Annotated in this window: 16 protein-coding genes; 7 read left to right on the forward strand and 9 right to left on the reverse strand. The window is 64.0% G+C overall.

Annotated elements, in window-relative coordinates; all coding sequences use genetic code 11:
• The first annotated feature begins 60 nt into the window (after positions 1-60).
• Genes JWQ24_RS20630 through JWQ24_RS20645 form a run of 4 tightly spaced genes read left to right on the forward strand, consistent with a single transcriptional unit; the run spans position 61 to position 6,033 of the window.
• Positions 61-918: an FAD binding domain-containing protein gene (locus JWQ24_RS20630; protein WP_299812071.1), complete on the forward strand. Its 858-nt coding sequence runs from the start codon at positions 61-63 to the stop codon at positions 916-918.
• Complete coding sequence (locus tag JWQ24_RS20635) at positions 915-3,248, forward strand: xanthine dehydrogenase family protein molybdopterin-binding subunit (RefSeq protein WP_299812073.1); 2,334 nt, start codon at positions 915-917, stop codon at positions 3,246-3,248. The genes JWQ24_RS20630 and JWQ24_RS20635 overlap by 4 nt, the downstream gene beginning before the upstream one ends.
• On the forward strand, positions 3,245-3,724 hold the full coding sequence (locus JWQ24_RS20640; RefSeq protein ID WP_299812075.1) for a (2Fe-2S)-binding protein: 480 nt from the start codon (positions 3,245-3,247) through the stop codon (positions 3,722-3,724). The genes JWQ24_RS20635 and JWQ24_RS20640 overlap by 4 nt, the downstream gene beginning before the upstream one ends.
• Positions 3,721-6,033 (forward strand): xanthine dehydrogenase family protein molybdopterin-binding subunit, encoded by a 2,313-nt coding sequence (locus JWQ24_RS20645; RefSeq protein WP_299812078.1) that lies wholly within the window; start codon positions 3,721-3,723, stop codon positions 6,031-6,033. The genes JWQ24_RS20640 and JWQ24_RS20645 overlap by 4 nt, the downstream gene beginning before the upstream one ends.
• A 165-nt stretch (positions 6,034-6,198) precedes the next feature.
• Here the strand turns inward: JWQ24_RS20645 and JWQ24_RS20650 are convergent, their stop codons facing one another.
• The 8 genes from JWQ24_RS20650 to JWQ24_RS20685 all read right to left on the reverse strand — a co-directional run bounded on the left by JWQ24_RS20650 (position 6,199) and on the right by JWQ24_RS20685 (position 14,156).
• Positions 6,199-6,657: a MarR family transcriptional regulator gene (locus JWQ24_RS20650; RefSeq protein WP_299812080.1), complete on the reverse strand. Its 459-nt coding sequence runs from the start codon at positions 6,655-6,657 to the stop codon at positions 6,199-6,201.
• A gap of 69 nt (positions 6,658-6,726) precedes the next feature.
• Positions 6,727-7,455 (reverse strand): ABC transporter ATP-binding protein, encoded by a 729-nt coding sequence (locus tag JWQ24_RS20655; protein ID WP_299812082.1) that lies wholly within the window; start codon positions 7,453-7,455, stop codon positions 6,727-6,729.
• Positions 7,452-8,222: an ABC transporter ATP-binding protein gene (locus JWQ24_RS20660; RefSeq protein WP_299812084.1), complete on the reverse strand. Its 771-nt coding sequence runs from the start codon at positions 8,220-8,222 to the stop codon at positions 7,452-7,454. Before JWQ24_RS20660 ends, JWQ24_RS20655 begins: the two co-directional genes overlap by 4 nt.
• Positions 8,219-10,105 (reverse strand): ABC transporter permease, encoded by a 1,887-nt coding sequence (locus tag JWQ24_RS20665; RefSeq protein ID WP_299812086.1) that lies wholly within the window; start codon positions 10,103-10,105, stop codon positions 8,219-8,221. The genes JWQ24_RS20660 and JWQ24_RS20665 overlap by 4 nt, the downstream gene beginning before the upstream one ends.
• Positions 10,106-10,175: 70 nt before the next feature.
• Complete coding sequence (locus tag JWQ24_RS20670; protein WP_299812259.1) at positions 10,176-11,384, reverse strand: ABC transporter substrate-binding protein; 1,209 nt, start codon at positions 11,382-11,384, stop codon at positions 10,176-10,178.
• 234 nt (positions 11,385-11,618) lie between these two features.
• Entirely contained in the window at positions 11,619-12,428 is an 810-nt protein-coding gene (locus JWQ24_RS20675; RefSeq protein WP_299812088.1) for an SDR family NAD(P)-dependent oxidoreductase, read from the reverse strand.
• A 45-nt stretch (positions 12,429-12,473) separates the two neighbouring features.
• Positions 12,474-13,262 carry an enoyl-CoA hydratase-related protein gene (locus tag JWQ24_RS20680; RefSeq protein ID WP_299812090.1) on the reverse strand — a complete coding sequence of 263 codons (789 nt, stop codon included), beginning with the start codon at positions 13,260-13,262 and terminating at the stop codon, positions 12,474-12,476.
• A gap of 3 nt (positions 13,263-13,265) precedes the next feature.
• Complete coding sequence (locus JWQ24_RS20685; RefSeq protein ID WP_299812093.1) at positions 13,266-14,156, reverse strand: alpha/beta hydrolase; 891 nt, start codon at positions 14,154-14,156, stop codon at positions 13,266-13,268.
• 164 nt (positions 14,157-14,320) lie between these two features.
• Here JWQ24_RS20685 and JWQ24_RS20690 point away from each other — a divergent pair, with 164 nt between their 5' ends.
• Genes JWQ24_RS20690 through JWQ24_RS20700 form a run of 3 tightly spaced genes read left to right on the forward strand, consistent with a single transcriptional unit; the run spans position 14,321 to position 16,867 of the window.
• On the forward strand, positions 14,321-15,298 hold the full coding sequence (locus JWQ24_RS20690; RefSeq protein WP_299812095.1) for an ABC transporter substrate-binding protein: 978 nt from the start codon (positions 14,321-14,323) through the stop codon (positions 15,296-15,298).
• On the forward strand, positions 15,288-16,088 hold the full coding sequence (locus JWQ24_RS20695; protein WP_299812097.1) for an ABC transporter permease subunit: 801 nt from the start codon (positions 15,288-15,290) through the stop codon (positions 16,086-16,088). Before JWQ24_RS20690 ends, JWQ24_RS20695 begins: the two co-directional genes overlap by 11 nt.
• Positions 16,085-16,867: an ATP-binding cassette domain-containing protein gene (locus tag JWQ24_RS20700; RefSeq protein WP_299812099.1), complete on the forward strand. Its 783-nt coding sequence runs from the start codon at positions 16,085-16,087 to the stop codon at positions 16,865-16,867. The genes JWQ24_RS20695 and JWQ24_RS20700 overlap by 4 nt, the downstream gene beginning before the upstream one ends.
• A gap of 179 nt (positions 16,868-17,046) precedes the next feature.
• Here JWQ24_RS20700 and JWQ24_RS20705 read toward each other — a convergent pair whose 3' ends face one another.
• The gene (locus JWQ24_RS20705; protein WP_299812101.1) at positions 17,047-17,898 is read right to left on the reverse strand and encodes a cyclase family protein; all 852 of its coding nucleotides are present in this window, start codon (positions 17,896-17,898) and stop codon (positions 17,047-17,049) included.
• Between the last annotated feature and the right edge of the window lie 224 nt (positions 17,899-18,122).

The raw sequence follows: 18,122 nt of genomic DNA on the forward strand, positions 1-18,122 counted from the left end.
CTTCCAGGGGACGATTGTTAGCATACAAGCGATCTACAGCCTTCCTGCATGGGGTTTCCGATGAAGCCGGCTCCTTTCACCCGACATACCCCGCGCACGGTCGAGGAAGTCGTCAGCGCGCTGGCGGAATTTGCGCCGCAGGATGGCCGTATCCTGGCAGGCGGCCAGAGCCTGGTGCCTATCATGGCGTTCCGGATGGCGCGGCCGACGCATCTGATCGATATCAACGAGGTCGAAGGCCTCGACAGGCTCGCGGTTGATGGCGACTATCTGTCGATCGGTGCGCGGGTCCGGCACGGCGCGTTCCACAAGCCGGTGATCCCCAGCGTGCTCGGCCAGTTGCTGTCGTTTGTCTGTGGCCATATCGCGCACTACCCGATCCGGATGCGCGGCACGTTCTGCGGCAGCCTCGCCCACGCCGATCCGTCGTCCGAATGGTGCCTGGTCGCAGCGACGCTGGGCGCGAAGCTGGTGGTCAAGAGCGTGCGCGGCGAGCGAATCGTGGCGGTGGAAGACTTCCTCGAAGGCATCATGTCGACTTCGCTGGCCGAGGACGAGTTTCTGGCCGAAGCGCGGCTGCCGCTGCTGCCGGCCGACACCCGCTTCGGCTTCTATGAATTCAGCCGCCGCGCCGGCGATTTCGCGATGGCCGCAGCCTTGGTGACCTATCGTATCGAGAACGGCTTGATGGTCGACGCCCATGTCGGAATCGGCGGCGCCGAGGATCGCGCGCGACGCATACCGGAAGCCGAGGCAGTGCTGAACGGAAAGACGCCGTCGCCCGAACTGTTCGTCGCGGCCGGCGAGGCCGCCGCCGACGCGATCGAGCCGCTGGAAGATATCCAGACCACGGCCGAGTATCGCTGCGATCTGGTGCGCGCCGTGACGCGCCGCGCGCTGGAGCGCGCCGCAGCATGACGGTTCACACCAAGGGCTCCGGCACCTGGGTCGGGCGTTCGATGCGCCGCGTCGAAGACCCCTCCCTCGTCACCGGACAAGGCCGCTTCACCGCGGACCTTCCTGCGGTGCACTGGGTGCGCTTCGTGCGCAGCAGTGTCGCGGCCGGCACGATCCAGAACATCACGGCGCCGGATGGCGCGGGTATCATCACCGCGGCTGATCTCAAGGCGCTGAAGCCGATCCGGCCGATGCTCAGCAAGTTCAACTATGTCCCGGTGGCGCAGCCCGTGCTGGCCGATGGCGTCGTGCGCTTCACCGGCGAGCCAATCGCCGCGGTCTATGCCCCCAGCAAAGACCTCGCGGAAGATATCGCCGAACAGGTCGAAGTCGAGATATCAGGGACGACGGCGCTGATCGACGGCATGGACGCGCTGGCCGACGGCGCGCCGCGGGTCCATGCCGAAGCGACCGGCAATGTGATCGTCGAAGGCCGCATCACCACGCCGAATTTTAGCGATGTCTGGAAGTCCGCCCACACCATCATCCGCGTCGATGGACGCTCAAGGCGGCAGAATGCGGCGCCTATGGAGGCTCGCGCCGGCCACGCGGCTTACGACGCCTCGACCGGCCGGGTCACGCTGACCTGCACGACGCAGATGCCGCATCTGGTGCGCACCGCCATCTGCGACCTCATCGGCATGCCGGAATCCGATTTGCGCGTGGTCGCCCCCGATGTTGGCGGCGGGTTCGGCCAGAAAATGTCACTGGCGCCGGAATATGTGCTGCTGGTGTGGCTGTCGCGAAAGCTGCGCAGCTCGGTGGCATGGACCGAGGATCGCCGTGAAAACCTGATCGCCAGCTTCCACAGCCGCGACCAGCATGTCGAACTCGAAGGCGCCTTCGATGCCGATGGCAAGCTGCTCGCGTTGTCCGGGGATATCGTCGCCAATGTCGGCGCCTACTCCTGCTTCCCCACCAGTTGCGGCGTCGAACCCCTGATGGCGCTGGCCGAACTTCCCGGCCCCTATGACGTCCGCAGCTATGACTGCCGGTCGCGCGGCGTGCTGACCCACACCTGCCCGATAGCGCCGTATCGCGGCGTGTCGCGCCCGGTGATCACGTTTGCGCTGGAACGGCTGATGGACAAGGCGGCCCGCGCCTTCGGCATCGAGCCGACCGAACTGCGCCGCCGCAACCTGATCGATACTTTCCCCTACACTTCCGCGACCGGGCTCGTATTCGACGACGGCAGCTACAAGGCGACGATGGAGATGGCGATCGCCGCAATCGGCCTGCCAGATTTTCGCGAGCGCCAGAAGATGGCTCGCGACAAAGGGCGCTATCTCGGCATCGGCTTTGCGACCTTCTCCGAACGTACCGGCTACGGCACGCCCGCTTTTGCTGCGCGCGGTATGGCGATCTCGCCGGGCTTCGAGACCGTGCACCTCACGATCGATCCCTCCGGCTTCGTCGAGGCGCGGATCGGCTCGTCCCCACACGGCCAGGGACTTCGCACCTCGCTGGCGCAGATCATCGCCGACGAGATCGGCATCGATCCGCAGTTCATCAACGTCGTGCATGGCGATACCGACCGCTCGCCCTATGGCTGGGGCACCTTCGCCAGCCGCTCGCTGGTCCTGTCCGGCGGCGCCAGCCTGATCGCCGCGCAAAAAATCCGCGCCAAGCTGGTCAAGATGGCCAGCCACATGCTGGAAGCAGCGCCTGAGGACATCACGCTGCAATCCGGTTCGGCGCATGTGATCGGCACCGACCGCTCGATCACCATCGCCGCGCTGTCGCGCGCCGCCTATCACCAATTGCAGATTTTCAACGGCACGATCGAGCCCGGCATGACCGAGACCGGCACCTACGATCCCTCCGGCACCTTCTCCAACGCCTGCCATGTCGCGATCGTCGAGGTCGACATCGACACCGGCCGCGTCGAGGTCGAGAAATTTCTGGTCGCCGAAGACGCAGGATTAATCATCAATCCGATGATCGCCGACGGCCAGGTGCATGGCGGCGTTGCCCAGGGCATCGGCAACGCGCTGCTGGAAGAAATCATCTATGACGAGACCGGCAATATCATGAGCAGCACGCTGGCCGACTTCCTGCCGCCGACGGCGCGGGAAATCCCCGAGATCGAGCTGCACCACATCGAGACGCTGACCGGCAATTCCATCACCAAGGCCAAGGGCCTAGGCGAAGGCGGCGCGATCGGCGCGCCGGCGGCGGTGATCTCGGCGATCAACGACGCGCTCTCCTCGTTCGGAGTTTCCATCGACGAAATGCCGGCCACGCCGCAGCGGATTCGGGCGGCCCTGCGCAGCAGCGGAAAACTGAAATGACCGACAAGACCAACATCACACTCAACATCAACGGCCGCGACCACGCCATCTCGGTGGAGTCACGCCGCACGCTGGCGGATGCGATTCGCGAGGAATGCGGCCAGACCGGCACCCATATCGGCTGCGAGCACGGCGTCTGCGGCGCCTGCACCGTGCTGGTCAACGGCGATCCCGTGCGCTCCTGCCTGATGTTCGCGCAGCAGGCGGCCGGCAAGGAAATCCGCACCATCGAAGGTCTCGCCAAAGGCGACGAGATGCACCCGATGCAGAAGGCCTTCATGGAGAACCACGGCCTGCAATGCGGCTTCTGCACCCCGGGCTTCCTGATGCTCGCCGTCGGCGTGCTGGAGAAGGAGCCGGACATTTCCGATCATGATCTGGTCGACGTGCTGTCGTCGAATCTCTGCCGCTGCACCGGCTATCAGAACATCATCAAGGCGGTGCGCGCCGCCGCCATCGAGATGCGGCAATCGTGAACGCCCAGGCGAAACAGAAGCTGGTCGGTCAGTCCGTCACCCGCAAGGAAGACGGCCCGCTGCTGCGCGGCCAGGGCCTGTTCGCCGCCGACGTCAACTTCCCGAACCAGCTTTACATGCGCGTGGTCCGCTCGACCTATGCGCACGGCAAGATCCTGTCGGTCGATCTGGCGCCGGCGCTGGCGATCCCCGGCGTGCATGCGGCCTGGAGTTTTGCGGATGTCGCCGACATCCCGCCGATCGACTTCCGCCTGACCAAGCTCGAAGCGCTCGCCGCCTATCGCCAGACCATCCTGGCGAGCGACCGCGTGCGCTATGTCGGCGATCCCGTCGCCGTGGTGTTTGCCGACGATCCCTACCTCGCCGAAGACGCCGCTGAACTTGTCGTCGTCGAGATCGAGGAACTACCCGTCATCCTCGACGCCGACGGTCCGACCGGTGAATTCCGGGAGGGGCTGCCGACCGAGCCGGCGATCATCCGCAAGGGCTATGGCGATGTCGAGGCGGCGTTTGCCGCGGCGCATGCCACGATCAGCCTGTCGCTGTCGATCGGCCGGCACTCCGGCGTGCCCCTGGAGACCCGCGGCGCGATCGGACGTTACAATACCGCGACCGACATGCTGGAAATGTACGGCGCGGCAAAAGTGCCGCACTGGAATCGCGACCAACTGGCCAAGATGTTCGGCCGGCCGTCGCTGAGCATGAACCTGTTCGAGGGTCATGTCGGCGGCGGCTTCGGCGTGCGCGGCGAATTGTATCCGGAGGACGTGCTGGTGTGTCTTGCCGCAATGCGGCTCGGCCGGCCCGTCAAATGGATCGAGGACCGCCGCGAGCACCTGATCGCCGCCAACCATTCGCGGCAGCAGACCCATCACATCCGGGCCGCGGTCGATGCCGACGGCCGCATCCTCGCGATCGACGACGAATTCTTCCACGATCAGGGCGGCTACATGCGCACGCATGCCGCGACGGTGCCGGACCTCGCCGCGGCGATGCTGCCCGGCCCGTACCGCGTGCCGGCCTACCGCGCCACCGGCCACATCCGCCTCACCAACAAGACGCCGGGCGGCACCTACCGGGCGCCCGGCCGCTATGAGAGCACGTTTGTGCGCGAACGCCTGATCGATGCCATCGCGGCCGAGATCGGCATCGATGCAGTTGAAGTCCGTCGCCGCAATCTGATCGACAAGAGCGAGATGCCGGTGACGCGCGCGCTGGAAACGCTCGGCACCCATATCGTACTCGACTCCGGCGATTATGAAGGACTACTCGACAAGGCGCTGAACGGCGTCAGCTGGGACGAATTGCAGGCGCAGATCGGGCGACGCCGGCAGGCCGGCGAGCTGGTCGGCGCGGGCGTTGCCATGTTCGTGGAAAAAAGCGGGCTCGGCCCGTTCGACGACGTGCGGATCACGATCGATACCAAGGGCTACGTCGAGGTCGTCACGGGCGCGGCCTCCGTCGGTCAGGGCGTCGAGACGGTAATCGCGCAGATTTGCGCTGACACGCTCGGCGTCACCTACGCTTGCGTGAATGTGATCCACGGCCAGACCAACCGCATCGGGCGCGGCCTCGGTGCTTTCGCCTCGCGCGTCAGCGTGATGACCGGCGAGGCAACGCGGCTGGCCGCGCTCAAACTGCGCGACAAGGTTCTGAGCACAGCTTCAGAGCTGATGCAGTTGCCGACCGGCGAACTCGATATCGTCGATGGCGAGATCGTGCAGACCGGCAGCATGGTCGGCCCCTCGGTAGGGCTCGGCCAGATCGCTGCGGCGCTGGCGCCCGGCTCAAAACTGCTCGGCGACCGGGAGCCCGGCCTGTCGGCCGAGGCCACCTTCGAGTCGGCCCACATGACCTATCCCTATGGCGTCCATGTCGCCGTGGTCTCGCTGGCGCGCGACACCGGCGCGATCGATATCGAGCGCTATCTGGTGGCTTATGACGTCGGCAAGGCAATCAACCCGATGCTCGTCGAAGGCCAGATCGTCGGCGGCGTCGCGCAAGGCATCGGCGGCGCACTATATGAAGAGTTCACCTATGACGACCGCGGCGAGCCGTTGGCCGTGACGTTTGCGGACTATCTGATGCCGACGGCGCGCGAAGTGCCTCATGTTGACGTCATCGTCTCCGAGGACGCGCCTAGCCCGCTCAACCCGATGGGCCTGAAGGGCGCCGGCGAAGGCGGCACCAACGCAGTCGGCGCCGCGCTCGCCGCCGCGATCGACGACGCGCTGAGCCAGCCCGGCGCCATCACGCAGCTGCCGGTTTCGCCGCAGAGGATCCGGGAGTTGTTGCGGGAACGCGAGTGATGGTTAGCAGCTTCAGCAAACTCCACTGTCATCGCCCGGCTTGACCGGGCGACCCAGTACACGCAGGTGTCGGTAAGGGAACGGCACTGACAACGTCTACTGGATCAACCGCCTTCGCGGTTGATGACAACTGAGTGCAGGCGCACTCGGCCACCTACTTTCAGCTCACGTAATCTTCTTCAACAGCCTGGTCAGAGTCCGCTGCTCTTCCGCCGTCAATGGCCGCAACGTCTTGACGCTGATCTCGGCGGCAACGCGGGTCGCGGCCTCGATTGCCTTGGCGCCCTTATCGGTGAGCGACACCGCGCGACGGCGGCGGTCGGTGGGATCAGAGCCGGTGATGATGAAGCCGCGCAGGCCCAAGCGGTCGACCACGCCCTTGATAGTGGCGGCGTCAAGATAGACCAGACGTCCGAGATGGTTTTGCGAGCTGGGCCCGACCTCATGCAACTTCGCCATCACGGCAAACTGGGTTTGCGTGAGATCCTCGATCATGTTGGTCATGAAGATCGAGGTGTGGCGCTGCATCGCCACCCGCATCAGGAAACCGACCTGAGTATCGATGACATAGTCCGACGGCGGTTCGGTGCCCGCCGGGACCTTCAGCTTACCCGGCTTCTGCATCGAATTGCCCCTGACATCACCTGCAAACTATGAACGATCTTCGGTTGCAATAAAAGCTGTTCCACACGCTCACACGGTCAGATATGCGCGCTGGATCTCGATATTATCCGCGAGTTCCGCCATGCGCCCGCTCCACTGGATCTGTCCCTTCTCCAGTACATAGGCGCGGTCCGAAACCAGTTCGGCGAAATGGACATTCTGCTCCGACAGCAGGATCGAGACGCCAGCGTTCTTCAATTCGAGAATCGTATTGGCCATCAGCTCGACAATCAGGGGGGCTACGCCTTCCGAGGGCTCGTCGAGCAGGATCAATAACGGATTACCCATCAACGTGCGCGCCACGGTGAGCATCTGCTGCTCGCCACCGCTCATCCGGCCGCCCGGCCGATGCGGCATCTCGCCAAGATTGGGAAAAAGTTTAAGCAACTTGGCTTCGGTCCAGACCGGCGCGGGCACACCGTCGGCAAACTGGCGCGGCGGCTGGCGGCCGATGTCGAGGTTTTCCATCACCGTGAGGTCCGAGAAGATGCGGCGGTCTTCCGGCGTGAAGCCGAGCCCAAGCCGCGCGATCTCGAACGGCGGCTTGCCGGAGATGTCGGTACCGTTGAAATGGATGGCACCGCACGACTGCGCCATCAGACCCATGATCGCCTTCATAGTGGTGGTCTTGCCGGCGCCGTTGCGGCCCATCAGCGCCACCACTTCGCCGCGCCCGACTTCGAGGCTCAGCCCGTAGAGGATCTGTGCGGCACCATAGGAAGCGCCGAGATTGTCGACCGTCAGCATCGGCGCGCTCATGAGGAAGCCTCCGATTTGGCAAAGGTTTTTCCAGTGCCGAAATACACTTCGCGAACCTGCGGATTATCGCGGATCGACCTGGCATCGCCGTCGGCAATCAGCCGGCCGCGTGCCAGCACGATGATGCGGTCGGCGAAGGCGAACACCACATCCATCGAATGCTCGGTGAACAGCACCGAGATGCCACGTTCGATCACCAGCCGCTTCACCAGCGCGATCAAATCATTGCGTTCCTTCGGCGCCATGCCAGCAGTGGGCTCGTCCATCAGGAGCAGTCGCGGGTCGTTAGCCAGCGCGATCGCCAGCTCGACGCGCTTGACGTCGCCGTAAGCGAGTTCGCGGCTCGGCCGGTCGGCAGCGTCCTGCATGCCGACCTGCGCCAGCAGTTCCAGTGCGCGCGCACGGTGCAGGGATGATGCCGGCTTCCACAATCTGTAGGTCTGGTGGGCGTGCGAGATCAGCGCCATCTGCACGTTCTCAACCACCGTCATCGAATTGAAGGTGGCGGCGACCTGGAAGGTGCGGCCGATGCCGAGCCGCCAGATCTCGCGCGGCTTCTTGCCGACGAGCTCGGTGCCCTCGAACGAGATCTCGCCGGAGTCGGGCGCGAGCTGGCCGTTGATCATGTTGAAGCACGTCGACTTGCCGGCGCCGTTGGGGCCGATCAGCGCCAAAAACTCCCCGCGCTTGATGTCGAACGACACTTCGTTGACGGCGCGGACGCCGCCGAACGCCTTGGAGAGCTTTCGAATGGCCAGATCGCTCATGACGAAGCCTTCCGACGCGAGACCAGCTTGAGGAAGCCGCCGACGATGCCGCTCGGAAACGCCAGCACCAGCAACAGAATGATGCCGCCGAGCAGCGCCCGCCAGTATTCCGTCGATCGCATCATGTAATCCTGCAGCACCGCATAGACCGATGCGCCGACGATCGGGCCGGTCAGTGTCTGGATGCCGCCAAGCAGCACCATCACCAGGCCGTCGATCGAGCGGCTGACCCCGATCGTCTCCGGCGAGATCGAGCCCTTGGCAAACGCGAACAGTCCGCCGGCGATGCCGCACACCGCGCCGGCAATCGCGAAGGCCAGCCAGTGCACGCGCTTGACGTCGAGGCCGATCGCTTCGGCGCGCAGCGGGGAATCCCGCCCTGCCCGCATCGCATATCCGAACGGTGCGAACAGGAACTTGCGCAGCAACAGCACGCCGACGGCGGCCAGCGCCAGCGTCAGGAAGTAGAACGGCCCGCGGCTGTCGAATGGCGCCGACGGCCAGACGCCAAGCACGCCGTTGGAGCCGCCGGTCAGCGTCTCCCACTGGAACACCGCGGCCCAGACGATCTGCGCAAAGGCCAATGTCAGCATCGCCAGATACACGCCGGACAGCCGCACGGCGAACCAGCCAAACAACAGTGCGCCAAGCAGCGCCAGCGCGGGTGCGGCGGCGAGCGCGAGGCCCATCGGGGCTGCGAAGAACTTCACCAGCAGCGCTGCGCCATAGGCGCCAAGGCCGAAGTACGCGGCGTGACCGAACGAATGCATGCCGCCCGGCCCCATGATGAAATGCAGGCTGGTGGCGAACAGCACCGCGATCAGCACGTCGATGCCGAGCACCAGCGTATACGGCGAGTTCTTCGCGATCAGCGGCAGGCAGACCAGCACGACCAGCAGCACGAGGCCGGCGATCTTGGTTGAAGCCGTGGCGGGACGCATCGGCTCCTCCGGCTCGGAAACGCTGCGCACCACCACCTGCTCGCGGCCGAGCAGACCATAGGGGCGCGCGATCAGCACCGCGGCCATCACCAGGAATTCCGCAACCAGCGTCAGCTTGGAGAAGTTCACCGAGAAGCCGCCGAAGCTGACGACGCCTAGACCGATGCACAGCGCCTTTACTTCGGCGATAATCACCGCGGCGAGATAGGCGCCGGAGATCGAGCCCATGCCGCCGACCACGACGACGACGAAGGCGTCGCCGATCACGATCAGGTCCGTCGCCAGCGTCGCCGGCTCGCGCGCGATCTGCAGCGCGCCGCCGAGACCGGCGAGCAAGGCGCCGAGCGCAAACACGCCGGTGAACAGCATCGCCTGGTTGACGCCGAGCGCGCCGACCATTTCGCGGTCCTGGGTCGCCGCGCGCATCAACCGGCCGAAGCGGGTCTTGGCCAGCGCGAGGTGAAGCATCCACAGCACGAAGGGGCCGATAAAGATCAGGAAAATGTCATAGGTCGGCAGTCTGCGGCCGAGCACTTCGACCGAGCCGGTGAGGCCCGGCGCGCGTGGACCGAGCAGGTCTTCCGGCCCCCACAGCCACAGCGTCGCGTCGTTGATGACCAGCACCAGCGCGAAGGTGGCGAGCAATTGAAACAGTTCGGGCGCGCGATAGATCCGGCGCAGCAGCACGATCTCGATGGCCGCGCCGATCACGCCGACCAGCAGAGCGGTGGCGACGATGCCGCCCCAGAAACCTAGCGCGCCGCCAAGCTTGGTGGCGATCGAATAAGCGATGTAGGTCCCGATCATGTAGAGGGACCCGTGGGCGATGTTGACGATCCGGGTGACGCCGAAGATCAGCGACAGCCCGGCTGCCACGAAAAACAGCCCGGATGCCGATGACAATCCGTTGATGGCCTGGAACAGAAAGGAATTGAAGGTCATCGGAGGATGACCTCCCCCCGCTGATGAGCGGCGGGGAGAGGACGAGCGGCGATCATGGCCATGCTTTCCATTACTCGGAGGCGGGACGCAGCTTCTTCACTTCGGCGTCGCTGGGCAGCACGCTGGCGCCATCGACATACTTGAAATCAGCCATCGTGCCCTTGCCGTTTTCCAGCGCGATCTTGCCGACGTAAGCGCCCATCGTCGCCTGATGATCGCTGGCGCGGTACATGAACGGACCGAACGGACTGTCGAGCTTGAGACCTTCGAAGGCGGCGATCAGCTTGTCGGTATCGGTCGAGCCCGCCTTGGCGATGCCGGCCGCCAGCGACTTCATGGTGGTGTAGCCGACGATCGAACCGAGACGCGGATAGTCGTTGTACTTCTTCTGATATGCGGCGAGGAAGGTGGTGTAGTCCGGGGTCTTGATCTTGTCCCAGGGATAGCCGGTGACGATCCAGCCGACCGGGGCTTCTTCCTTGACAGGATCGAGATATTCCGGCTCGCCCGACAGCAGGCTGACCACGGTGCGGTCCTTGAAGGTGCCGCGGGTGGTGCCTTCGCGCACCAGCTTGGAGAAGTCGGCGCCGAACAGAACGTTGAAGATCGCGTCCGGCTTGGCATCGTCGATCGCCTGCGCCACGGCGCCGGCATCGACCTTGCCGAGCGGTGGCGCCTGCTCGGTGACGAATTCGATGTCGGGCTGCTTGGCCTTCATCATTTCCTTGAAGGTCGCCGCCGCCGCCTGGCCATATTCGAAATTCGGATAGACCAGCGCCCAGCGTTTTTTCTTGGCGGCCAAAGCATCCGGCAGCAGCATCGCCACCTGCATGTAGGTCGTGGCGCGCAGCCGGAAGGTGTACTTGTTGCCGTTCGCCCAGGTGATCTTGTCGGTCAGCGGCTCGGAGGCGAGGAAGAACACTTTCTTCTTGCCGGCGAATTCGGTGACGGCGAGGCCGATGTGCGACAGGAAGGTGCCTGCGATGATGTTGACGCCTTCGCGCGTCACCAGTTCGTCAGCGACACGGACCGCATCGCCCGGCGTCGAGCCGTCGTCGCGTGAGATGACTTCGAGCTTCTTGCCGAGCACGCCGCCGCCGGCGTTGATTTCCTCGATCGCCAGCTCCCAGCCCTTCTTGTAGGGGTCGAGAAAGGCGGTCTGGGTCTTGTAGCTATTGAGCTCACCGATCTTGATCGTGCCCTGCGCCAAGGCTGCCTGGCCGAACGAGACCGCCAGTGCGCCGGCGAGTGCGAATGAACCTAAGTGCCGAGCCGTCATCATGATCGAACTCCGTTGTGATCGAGGAATGTCCCGAAAGCCGCATGTCGCGGCAGAATACATCGTGCAGCTGTTCTGTCTTGCACGCGTCGCGCTGTCGCGACGCGCTCTCTAATTAGGATGTGTGCAAATAATCTTTTGCACCCCTTTGGTTGTCAAGCCGCGTCTTGTTGCAACGTGCCTGTTGCAGCGTCAAGCGCGCACGACAGCAATGCCATCGCACGCGCCATTTGCCTAGCGATCGCGGAAACGATCCATCAGCGCCTTGTCCTGGCCGCCGTCGATCTCGATCATCGTACCATTGGCCATCTGCACCAGCGGCGATGCCAGCATCACGACCAGGGTGGCGACTTCTTCCACTTCGGCGATGCGCCCGAGCGCGATAGAGGCCGGCGCCAGCTTGTCGGCTTCCTCATAGGAAATGCCCATGTCGCGCGACATCGCGGTGACCAGACCGGCCCAGCGTTCGGTGCGCACCGGACCAGGATTGACCGCGCAGAACGAGATGTTGTGACGGCCGTACTGACCGGCGAGCGACATCGTCATATTCTGGCCGGCGGCATTCGCCGCGCCCGGCGCGATCTCCCAGTACGACGGCTTGACGCCGTCATTGCCGATCAGGTTGACGACGCGCCCGCCGCCCTGCTTGACCATGATGGGTAGCGCATGACGCAGGCAGCGCACATAGCCCATGAACTTGAGCTGCATCGCCTGCTCCCAGTCCTTCTCGGTCAGCGTCTCGATGACGCCGCCCGGCGCGGATCCGGCATTGTTGATCATCAGGTCGAGGCTGCCGAGCTGCTTGGCGGCCTTCTCGACGAAGTTCTTGGCATCTTCGTCCTTGGTCAGGTCGGCGGTGATCGCGACCACCGTCACGCCGGTGGCGTTGCGGATTTCTTCGGCGGTCTTCTCGAGCGGCTCGAGACGGCGCGCGCAGATGGCGACGTTGACGCCCTCCTTGGCCAGCGTCATGGCGATCGCCTTGCCGATGCCTTCGCTGCCGCCGGTGACGAGAGCGCATTTGCCCTTGAGTTGCAGATCCATGTAAAGCTCCTTCTGTTGCAGGGATGAATGACGGTGATCGGTGGCTCAGCCCCCGGTGAACACCGGGGGTCGTTTTTCGGCAAAGGCCTTGCGGCCTTCGGCGTAATCGGCGCTGGCGTCGGCCGCTGCATAGAATTGTTCGGCCAGGGCCAGCAGATCTGAATTGTCGGTCACGAGAGCGCGAATGGCGGCCTTCGCGGCCTTGATCGTCAGCGGCGCATTGCCGGCGATCTGCTTCGCCAGCGCGATCGCCCTCGCCTCGACCTCGCTCGCAGGCGCGACCACGTGCACGGCGCCCAGCATATGCGCGCGCGTCGCCAGCAGCCGATCGGCGGTGAACAGCACCTGCCTAGTTGCGCCCGCGCCGAACACGCGGATGAAGCGCGTGATGCCGCGAGGATCGTAGCCGAGGCCAAGCTTCGCGGCAGGCACCGCAAAGAACGCATCGTCGGCCGCGACGCGCAGGTCGCAGCTTGCCGCCACCGACGAGCCCGCCCCTATGCAGCCGCCGAAGATCATGCCGATGGTCGGCTGCGGAATCGCCTCGATCGCCTTGCAGGTGTTTTCGACCAGATCGTCATAGGCGCGGGCCTGCCCCTCACCCGATCGCGCGGTGGCGAAGTCCGAAATATCGGCGCCCGCGGAAAACATCTGCTCGCCGTCGCCACGAATGATGACGACGCGAACGTCCTGGCGCGCCGGCACCTCGGCCGCGAAGGCTGCAATCTTCTGCCACATCGCCGATGACACCGCGTTGCGCCTGGAAGGATTGGCGAGGCGCAACGTCGCAATGCCGTCCGCAATATCGATTTGGATATCGCCGGGCGTTTTCATGGTTCAGGCCGGCTTCCGGTGCGACATCCAGCTGCCGGTCGCGACCGCCGCGAACAGCTCGGCCAGCGCCGCATTGAAAGCCGCCGGCTCTTCCGAAGTAATGGTATGGCCGGAGCGCGGGATGACCAGCAGGCCGGCGGTCGGCACCGCCCGCTTGAGGAATATGCTGGGATCGAGGCACCAGTCGTCCTCGTCGCCGACGATGATCAGCAGCGGCACCGAGAACGCGTTCAGCGCCTTCTCCATCTCCCACAGCATCGGCCGCTTGGCCTGCAATTCGCGCATCGTCAGCGCGTGACCGACCGGCGAGTGGTCCGCCAGCATCTTGGCGAATTCGGCAAAGCCGCGCGGATCCTTATTCTTCTGCGTCTGCCGCGTCGCGCCGTCGGCATAGCGGGCAGCGGCGGTCGGGAAGTCCACCGTCTCGAACATCTCGGCGGTTGCGCGCGATGCGGCACGGCCCTGCTCGACGAAGACGGGATCGGGGCTCGATCCGTAGCCGCAGCTCGCCGCCGTCACCGACAGGCAGCGCTCGGGATAGTTGATGCCGACATGCAAAGCGGTGGAAGCGCCCATCGAATGGCCGACGATGTGGGCCTTTTCGATCTTCAGCTCGTCAAGAATGGCAATGATATCATCGCGCGCAACGTCCTGGCCGTAGCGCGCCGGATCGGTCGGCACGTCCGACGGCGGATAACCGCGCTGGCTCAGCGTGATGCAGCGATGGGAGCGCGTGAAGTAGCGCAGCTGCGGCTCCCAGGTGCGGTAATCTCCCGCATACTCATGGACGAAAACAACGGGTCTCCCCTTGCCCGCCTCTTCATAATAGAGCCTGGTCCCGTCGGGCGTCGTCACATGCGGCATCATCGCCTCCTGCGTAGCAGCAAATTTCATTTGCACGCATACGAAATGCTAGTAGGCTTATTCCACGACTGCAAGAGGATTTAGTGAGTTATGTTTTGGCATATCGCTTGCTTACAAACAAATCTCGGCAGGCCCGCCAGGACTTGAAAAACCGGTTACGCTGCAACGCACCGCTGCTTCAGGAGAGAGTGTCGATGACTATTGTATCACGCCGTGCATTTACATTGGGCAGTGCGCTCGCGCTCGCCGGCACAGCCCTAGCGACCCCTTCGCTGGCGCAGGCCAAGCCGAAGATCAAGGTCGGCAGCCTCACCCTGCCGGTGTTCGCGCCGATCATTATCAACATCATGAAAGCCCGCGGCTTCGACGCCAGGAACGGATTTGAAGCCGACGTCACGGTCTATCCGGGCTTCGCGGCTTACTATGCCGGCCTCGCTACCGGTGAAGTCGATACGCTGATCGGCGGCCCGACCTACTTCCAGAAGCTGCGGCTGGAAGGCGTGCCGTTGCAGATCATCGCCACCGGCGCGACGTTGGCTGACCTCGTGATCATTACCAAGGACCCGGCGATCAAGGGCCTTGCCGACCTGAAGGGCAAGCAGCTTGCCGCTGATATGGGCAGCGGCCAGTTCCAGATCCTCTCGATCATCGCCAAGTCCGCCAAGATCGACATGGCCAAGGACTTGACGCTGGTGAACGCGAATTTCGCGGTGGCCCGCGCCCAGCTCGCCGCCGGCCGCGTCGAGGCCGCGATGATCATCGAGCCGATCGCCACCATGATGATGAAGGAAGACCCGTCGTTGAAGATCATCTTCAACGCCAACGACGAATGGAAGAAGCTCACCGGCTTTCCCGGCTGGGAGCTGGTCTATGCGATGCGCGAAGACGCCATCAAGAAGACCGCGACCGCGCCGGCGATGCTCCTCGCCGCCTTGCAGGACGTCAGCAAGTTCCTCATCAGCGACCCCGATACCTGCGACCGCATCGCGACCGAAACCGCCAAGCTACCGCCGGGCATCCTGAAGGACGCGGTGCTCGCCAGGCGCTGGGACTTCGACGCCAAGCCTTCATGGGGTGCGGAACGCAAGGGTATCTGGGACACGTTCGAGCGCGCGGTCGCGGCGGGCTTCCATCCCAAGCTGCCTGACGAAGCGATCATCTATGCCCCCTGATGACGTCCGCACAGCCACGCCGCTCGGAGAGCCGCGCCGCGCGGCTCTGATCAGTAGCCTGCCACGCGAGGCGATCGTCTCGATCGCGATCTTCCTGTGCCTGTGGCAGGTGATGTCCTATCTTGCGCCGACCCTTGGCATTCCGGCCTTCGCGATCCCCGGTCTCGGCCGCATCGCCATGAGCCTGACCAAGATCACGCCGGTGGATGTCGCCGTCACGCTGGCGCGCGTCATCGGCGCGCTGGTGCTGTCGTTCGTGATCGGCCTCGCCTTCGCCATCGTGATGTATCTCTCCGAAAGCCTGGAGAAATATCTGCGACCGATGGTGCGGGTGCTGATGGCGGTGCCCGTGGTGTCGTGGATCCTGTTCGCGGTGCTGTGGTTCAAGGGCGTCGAATTCCGCATCGCCTTCGTGCTGGTGGTGGTCTGCGCGCCGGTCTTCACGGTGGACGCGCTCGACAACATGCGCGAAGTGTCGAAAGATCTGCGGCAGATGATCCGGTCGTTTCGGCCGACGCCGCTGCAGTTCTTCCACAAGCTGATGCTGCCGGCGATCACGCCGGGCCTGATTACCAGCTGGAAGATCACGCTCAGTCTGGCGATCCGCGTGGTGACGATCGCCGAACTGGTCGGCGCCGTCACCGGCATCGGCCACCAACTCTCGGTGGCGCAGGAATTGTTCTCGGTGGCAGATGTATTCGCCTGGACCTTGGTGCTCGTGGTGTTGCTGTTCATTCTGGAAGCCTTGCTGGTCCGGCTTGAGACCCGCGTATTGCGGTGGCGGGCATGAGTGCTTCCGCCGCGATCGAAATCGCACAGTTGCGAAAAGTGTTCCGCCAGACCACTTCCGGGCAATCGGTGGTGGCGATCAACGAACTGACATTGCGCATCGAGCCCGGCGAGATGGTCGCCATCGTCGGCCAGACCGGCTGTGGAAAATCGACTCTGTTCGATCTCTTGATCGGGCTCGAACATCCGACCAGCGGTCGCATCAGCATCGGCGGCAAGACGCCGTATGACGACTTCAACGCCTTCCGCGGCAAGATCGCTACCATCTTCCAGCAGGACCGGCTGTTTCCGTGGCGCTCCGCACTCGACAACGTCAAGCTTCCGCTGGAACTGATCGGCATCGCCGAGGACGTGCAGCACACCCGCGCGATGGACTGGCTGAAGCGGCTGGGCCTGGAGAAATTCGCCAACGCCTATCCGCGCGAACTATCCGGTGGCATGCGCCAGCGCGTCGCCATAGCCCGCGCCTTCGCCGTGCAGCCGGAGATCCTGCTGGCCGATGAATCCTTCAGCGCGCTCGATGAAGTCACCGCCGGCGAATTGCGAAAGACCTTTGTGGCGCTGGCGCGGGAGTTCAACTCGACCGCGATCCTGATCACCCATCAGCTCGAGGAAGCGATGAGTGTCGGCGATCGCATCATCGTGTTCGGCAAGTCGGCCGCGTTGCTGGCCGACGTGCGCGTCGCCGACTGGGCGCCGGCGGATTATCCGGTGCTGCGCGCGGCGATCCAGAACACGTTGCAGGCGAATGCACCGGATGCGCGGCTGGCGCGGACGTAACACCGAGCGCAGATCTTTCTTCCCCTCTCCCCTTGTGGGAGAGGGTGGGCGCGCGTAGCGCGGCCGGGTGAGGGGTAGCCGCAAGCTCTGAACTTCGTTGCCCCCCCCTCATCCGTCGCGGCCTTCGGCGGCGCCACCTTCTCCCACAAGGGGAGAAGGAAGAAAGTGCGAACGCTCGCCTACCGCTCCATGATCGCCTTCGCCGCATTGCCCATCGCTTCGACGCCGACGTCGCCGGTGTCGGTGAAGCACAGGATGCGGCACGGGCAGGATTCCAGACCGTCATAGCGCCACGGGAACGCACCGATCAGGCAGCGCTGGTTCAGCATCAGCTCGATGTCGCCGCCGATATTCTCGGCATGCAGCAAGCCTTCCTGGAACGCGTAGTTGTGGAACGGGAACATGTCGGCGGTGACGTGACGGCCGGACAGCTTGTGCTTGTACTCGAAGCTGCCGAAGAACTCTGCCGGGGTCTTGCCGTGCCGGCGCGTGAATTCAGCCGCGATGTCCGGACGCATGTTGCGGATCGAGGTGTTCATCGAATGGTCGCACGAGCCGGTGTCCATGCCGAACCACTTGATCTTCTTCTCCAGCATCCAGTGCAAGGTATCGAGGTTCGGACCGGGATGGTAGCAGAAGTACTTCACCAGATCCTGCTGCGGCTGGCCCTCATAGTGCTTGTGCCAGCCGGTGTGCAGAATGAGAATGTCGCCCTCGCGGATGTCGGCGCCTGACTTCTCGATCATTTCCGGCGTGATCACCGACCAGTCATCGACCTGATCCGAAATATCGACCACCACGCCCTTGTTGAACAGGTAATCCAGCGGCAACGACGCCATGTCGCCCTTGCGGCCGTCGGTGGCATGCATCGCGCCGTCAAAATGCGTGCCGGCGTGCAAGGCGGTTTCGATCCGCTGCGCGACGATCATCTGCGTCTGCAGGTTCTGCGCATAATACATCTTGTTGCCGGCGTAACCGACCCAGCCGGGCGTATGAATATTCATGACGTGGGAGAGATCGACGACTTTCATGGGCTGTTCCTTGATCGGTTACGGGCGCTCTCTTGCGCATGAGAATTGTAGGTACACATACAAATGTCAACTCACTGCCAGATGCAGGATCAGGGCCAGTTGCCGAGTTTTCCGTGCGATGAAGGCGATCGCAATCACGGGTGGCAGCAGCGCATTGCAGCCACTGCGTTGACATCGACAAACCCGGCGGATACCTCCATTTTGTGGATCTGCCGATGCGGCGC

This window comes from Tardiphaga sp. (assembly GCF_028290495.1).
Classification (GTDB): Bacteria; Pseudomonadota; Alphaproteobacteria; order Rhizobiales; family Xanthobacteraceae; genus Tardiphaga.

Excerpts from the sequence above, each read along its gene's own strand:
- JWQ24_RS20630 (WP_299812071.1), top strand. The coding sequence starts at position 61 with ATGAAGCCGGCTCCTTTCACCCGACATACCCCGCGCACGGTCGAGGAA.
- JWQ24_RS20635 (WP_299812073.1), top strand. The coding sequence starts at position 915 with ATGACGGTTCACACCAAGGGCTCCGGCACCTGGGTCGGGCGTTCGATG.
- JWQ24_RS20640 (WP_299812075.1), top strand. The coding sequence starts at position 3,245 with ATGACCGACAAGACCAACATCACACTCAACATCAACGGCCGCGACCAC.
- JWQ24_RS20650 (WP_299812080.1), bottom strand. The coding sequence starts at position 6,657 with ATGCAGAAGCCGGGTAAGCTGAAGGTCCCGGCGGGCACCGAACCGCCG.
- JWQ24_RS20655 (WP_299812082.1), bottom strand. The coding sequence starts at position 7,455 with ATGAGCGCGCCGATGCTGACGGTCGACAATCTCGGCGCTTCCTATGGT.
- JWQ24_RS20660 (WP_299812084.1), bottom strand. The coding sequence starts at position 8,222 with ATGAGCGATCTGGCCATTCGAAAGCTCTCCAAGGCGTTCGGCGGCGTC.
- JWQ24_RS20665 (WP_299812086.1), bottom strand. The coding sequence starts at position 10,105 with ATGACCTTCAATTCCTTTCTGTTCCAGGCCATCAACGGATTGTCATCG.
- JWQ24_RS20670 (WP_299812259.1), bottom strand. The coding sequence starts at position 11,384 with ATGACGGCTCGGCACTTAGGTTCATTCGCACTCGCCGGCGCACTGGCG.
- JWQ24_RS20675 (WP_299812088.1), bottom strand. The coding sequence starts at position 12,428 with ATGGATCTGCAACTCAAGGGCAAATGCGCTCTCGTCACCGGCGGCAGC.
- JWQ24_RS20680 (WP_299812090.1), bottom strand. The coding sequence starts at position 13,262 with ATGAAAACGCCCGGCGATATCCAAATCGATATTGCGGACGGCATTGCG.
- JWQ24_RS20685 (WP_299812093.1), bottom strand. The coding sequence starts at position 14,156 with ATGAAATTTGCTGCTACGCAGGAGGCGATGATGCCGCATGTGACGACG.
- JWQ24_RS20690 (WP_299812095.1), top strand. The coding sequence starts at position 14,321 with ATGACTATTGTATCACGCCGTGCATTTACATTGGGCAGTGCGCTCGCG.
- JWQ24_RS20695 (WP_299812097.1), top strand. The coding sequence starts at position 15,288 with ATGCCCCCTGATGACGTCCGCACAGCCACGCCGCTCGGAGAGCCGCGC.
- JWQ24_RS20700 (WP_299812099.1), top strand. The coding sequence starts at position 16,085 with ATGAGTGCTTCCGCCGCGATCGAAATCGCACAGTTGCGAAAAGTGTTC.
- JWQ24_RS20705 (WP_299812101.1), bottom strand. The coding sequence starts at position 17,898 with ATGAAAGTCGTCGATCTCTCCCACGTCATGAATATTCATACGCCCGGC.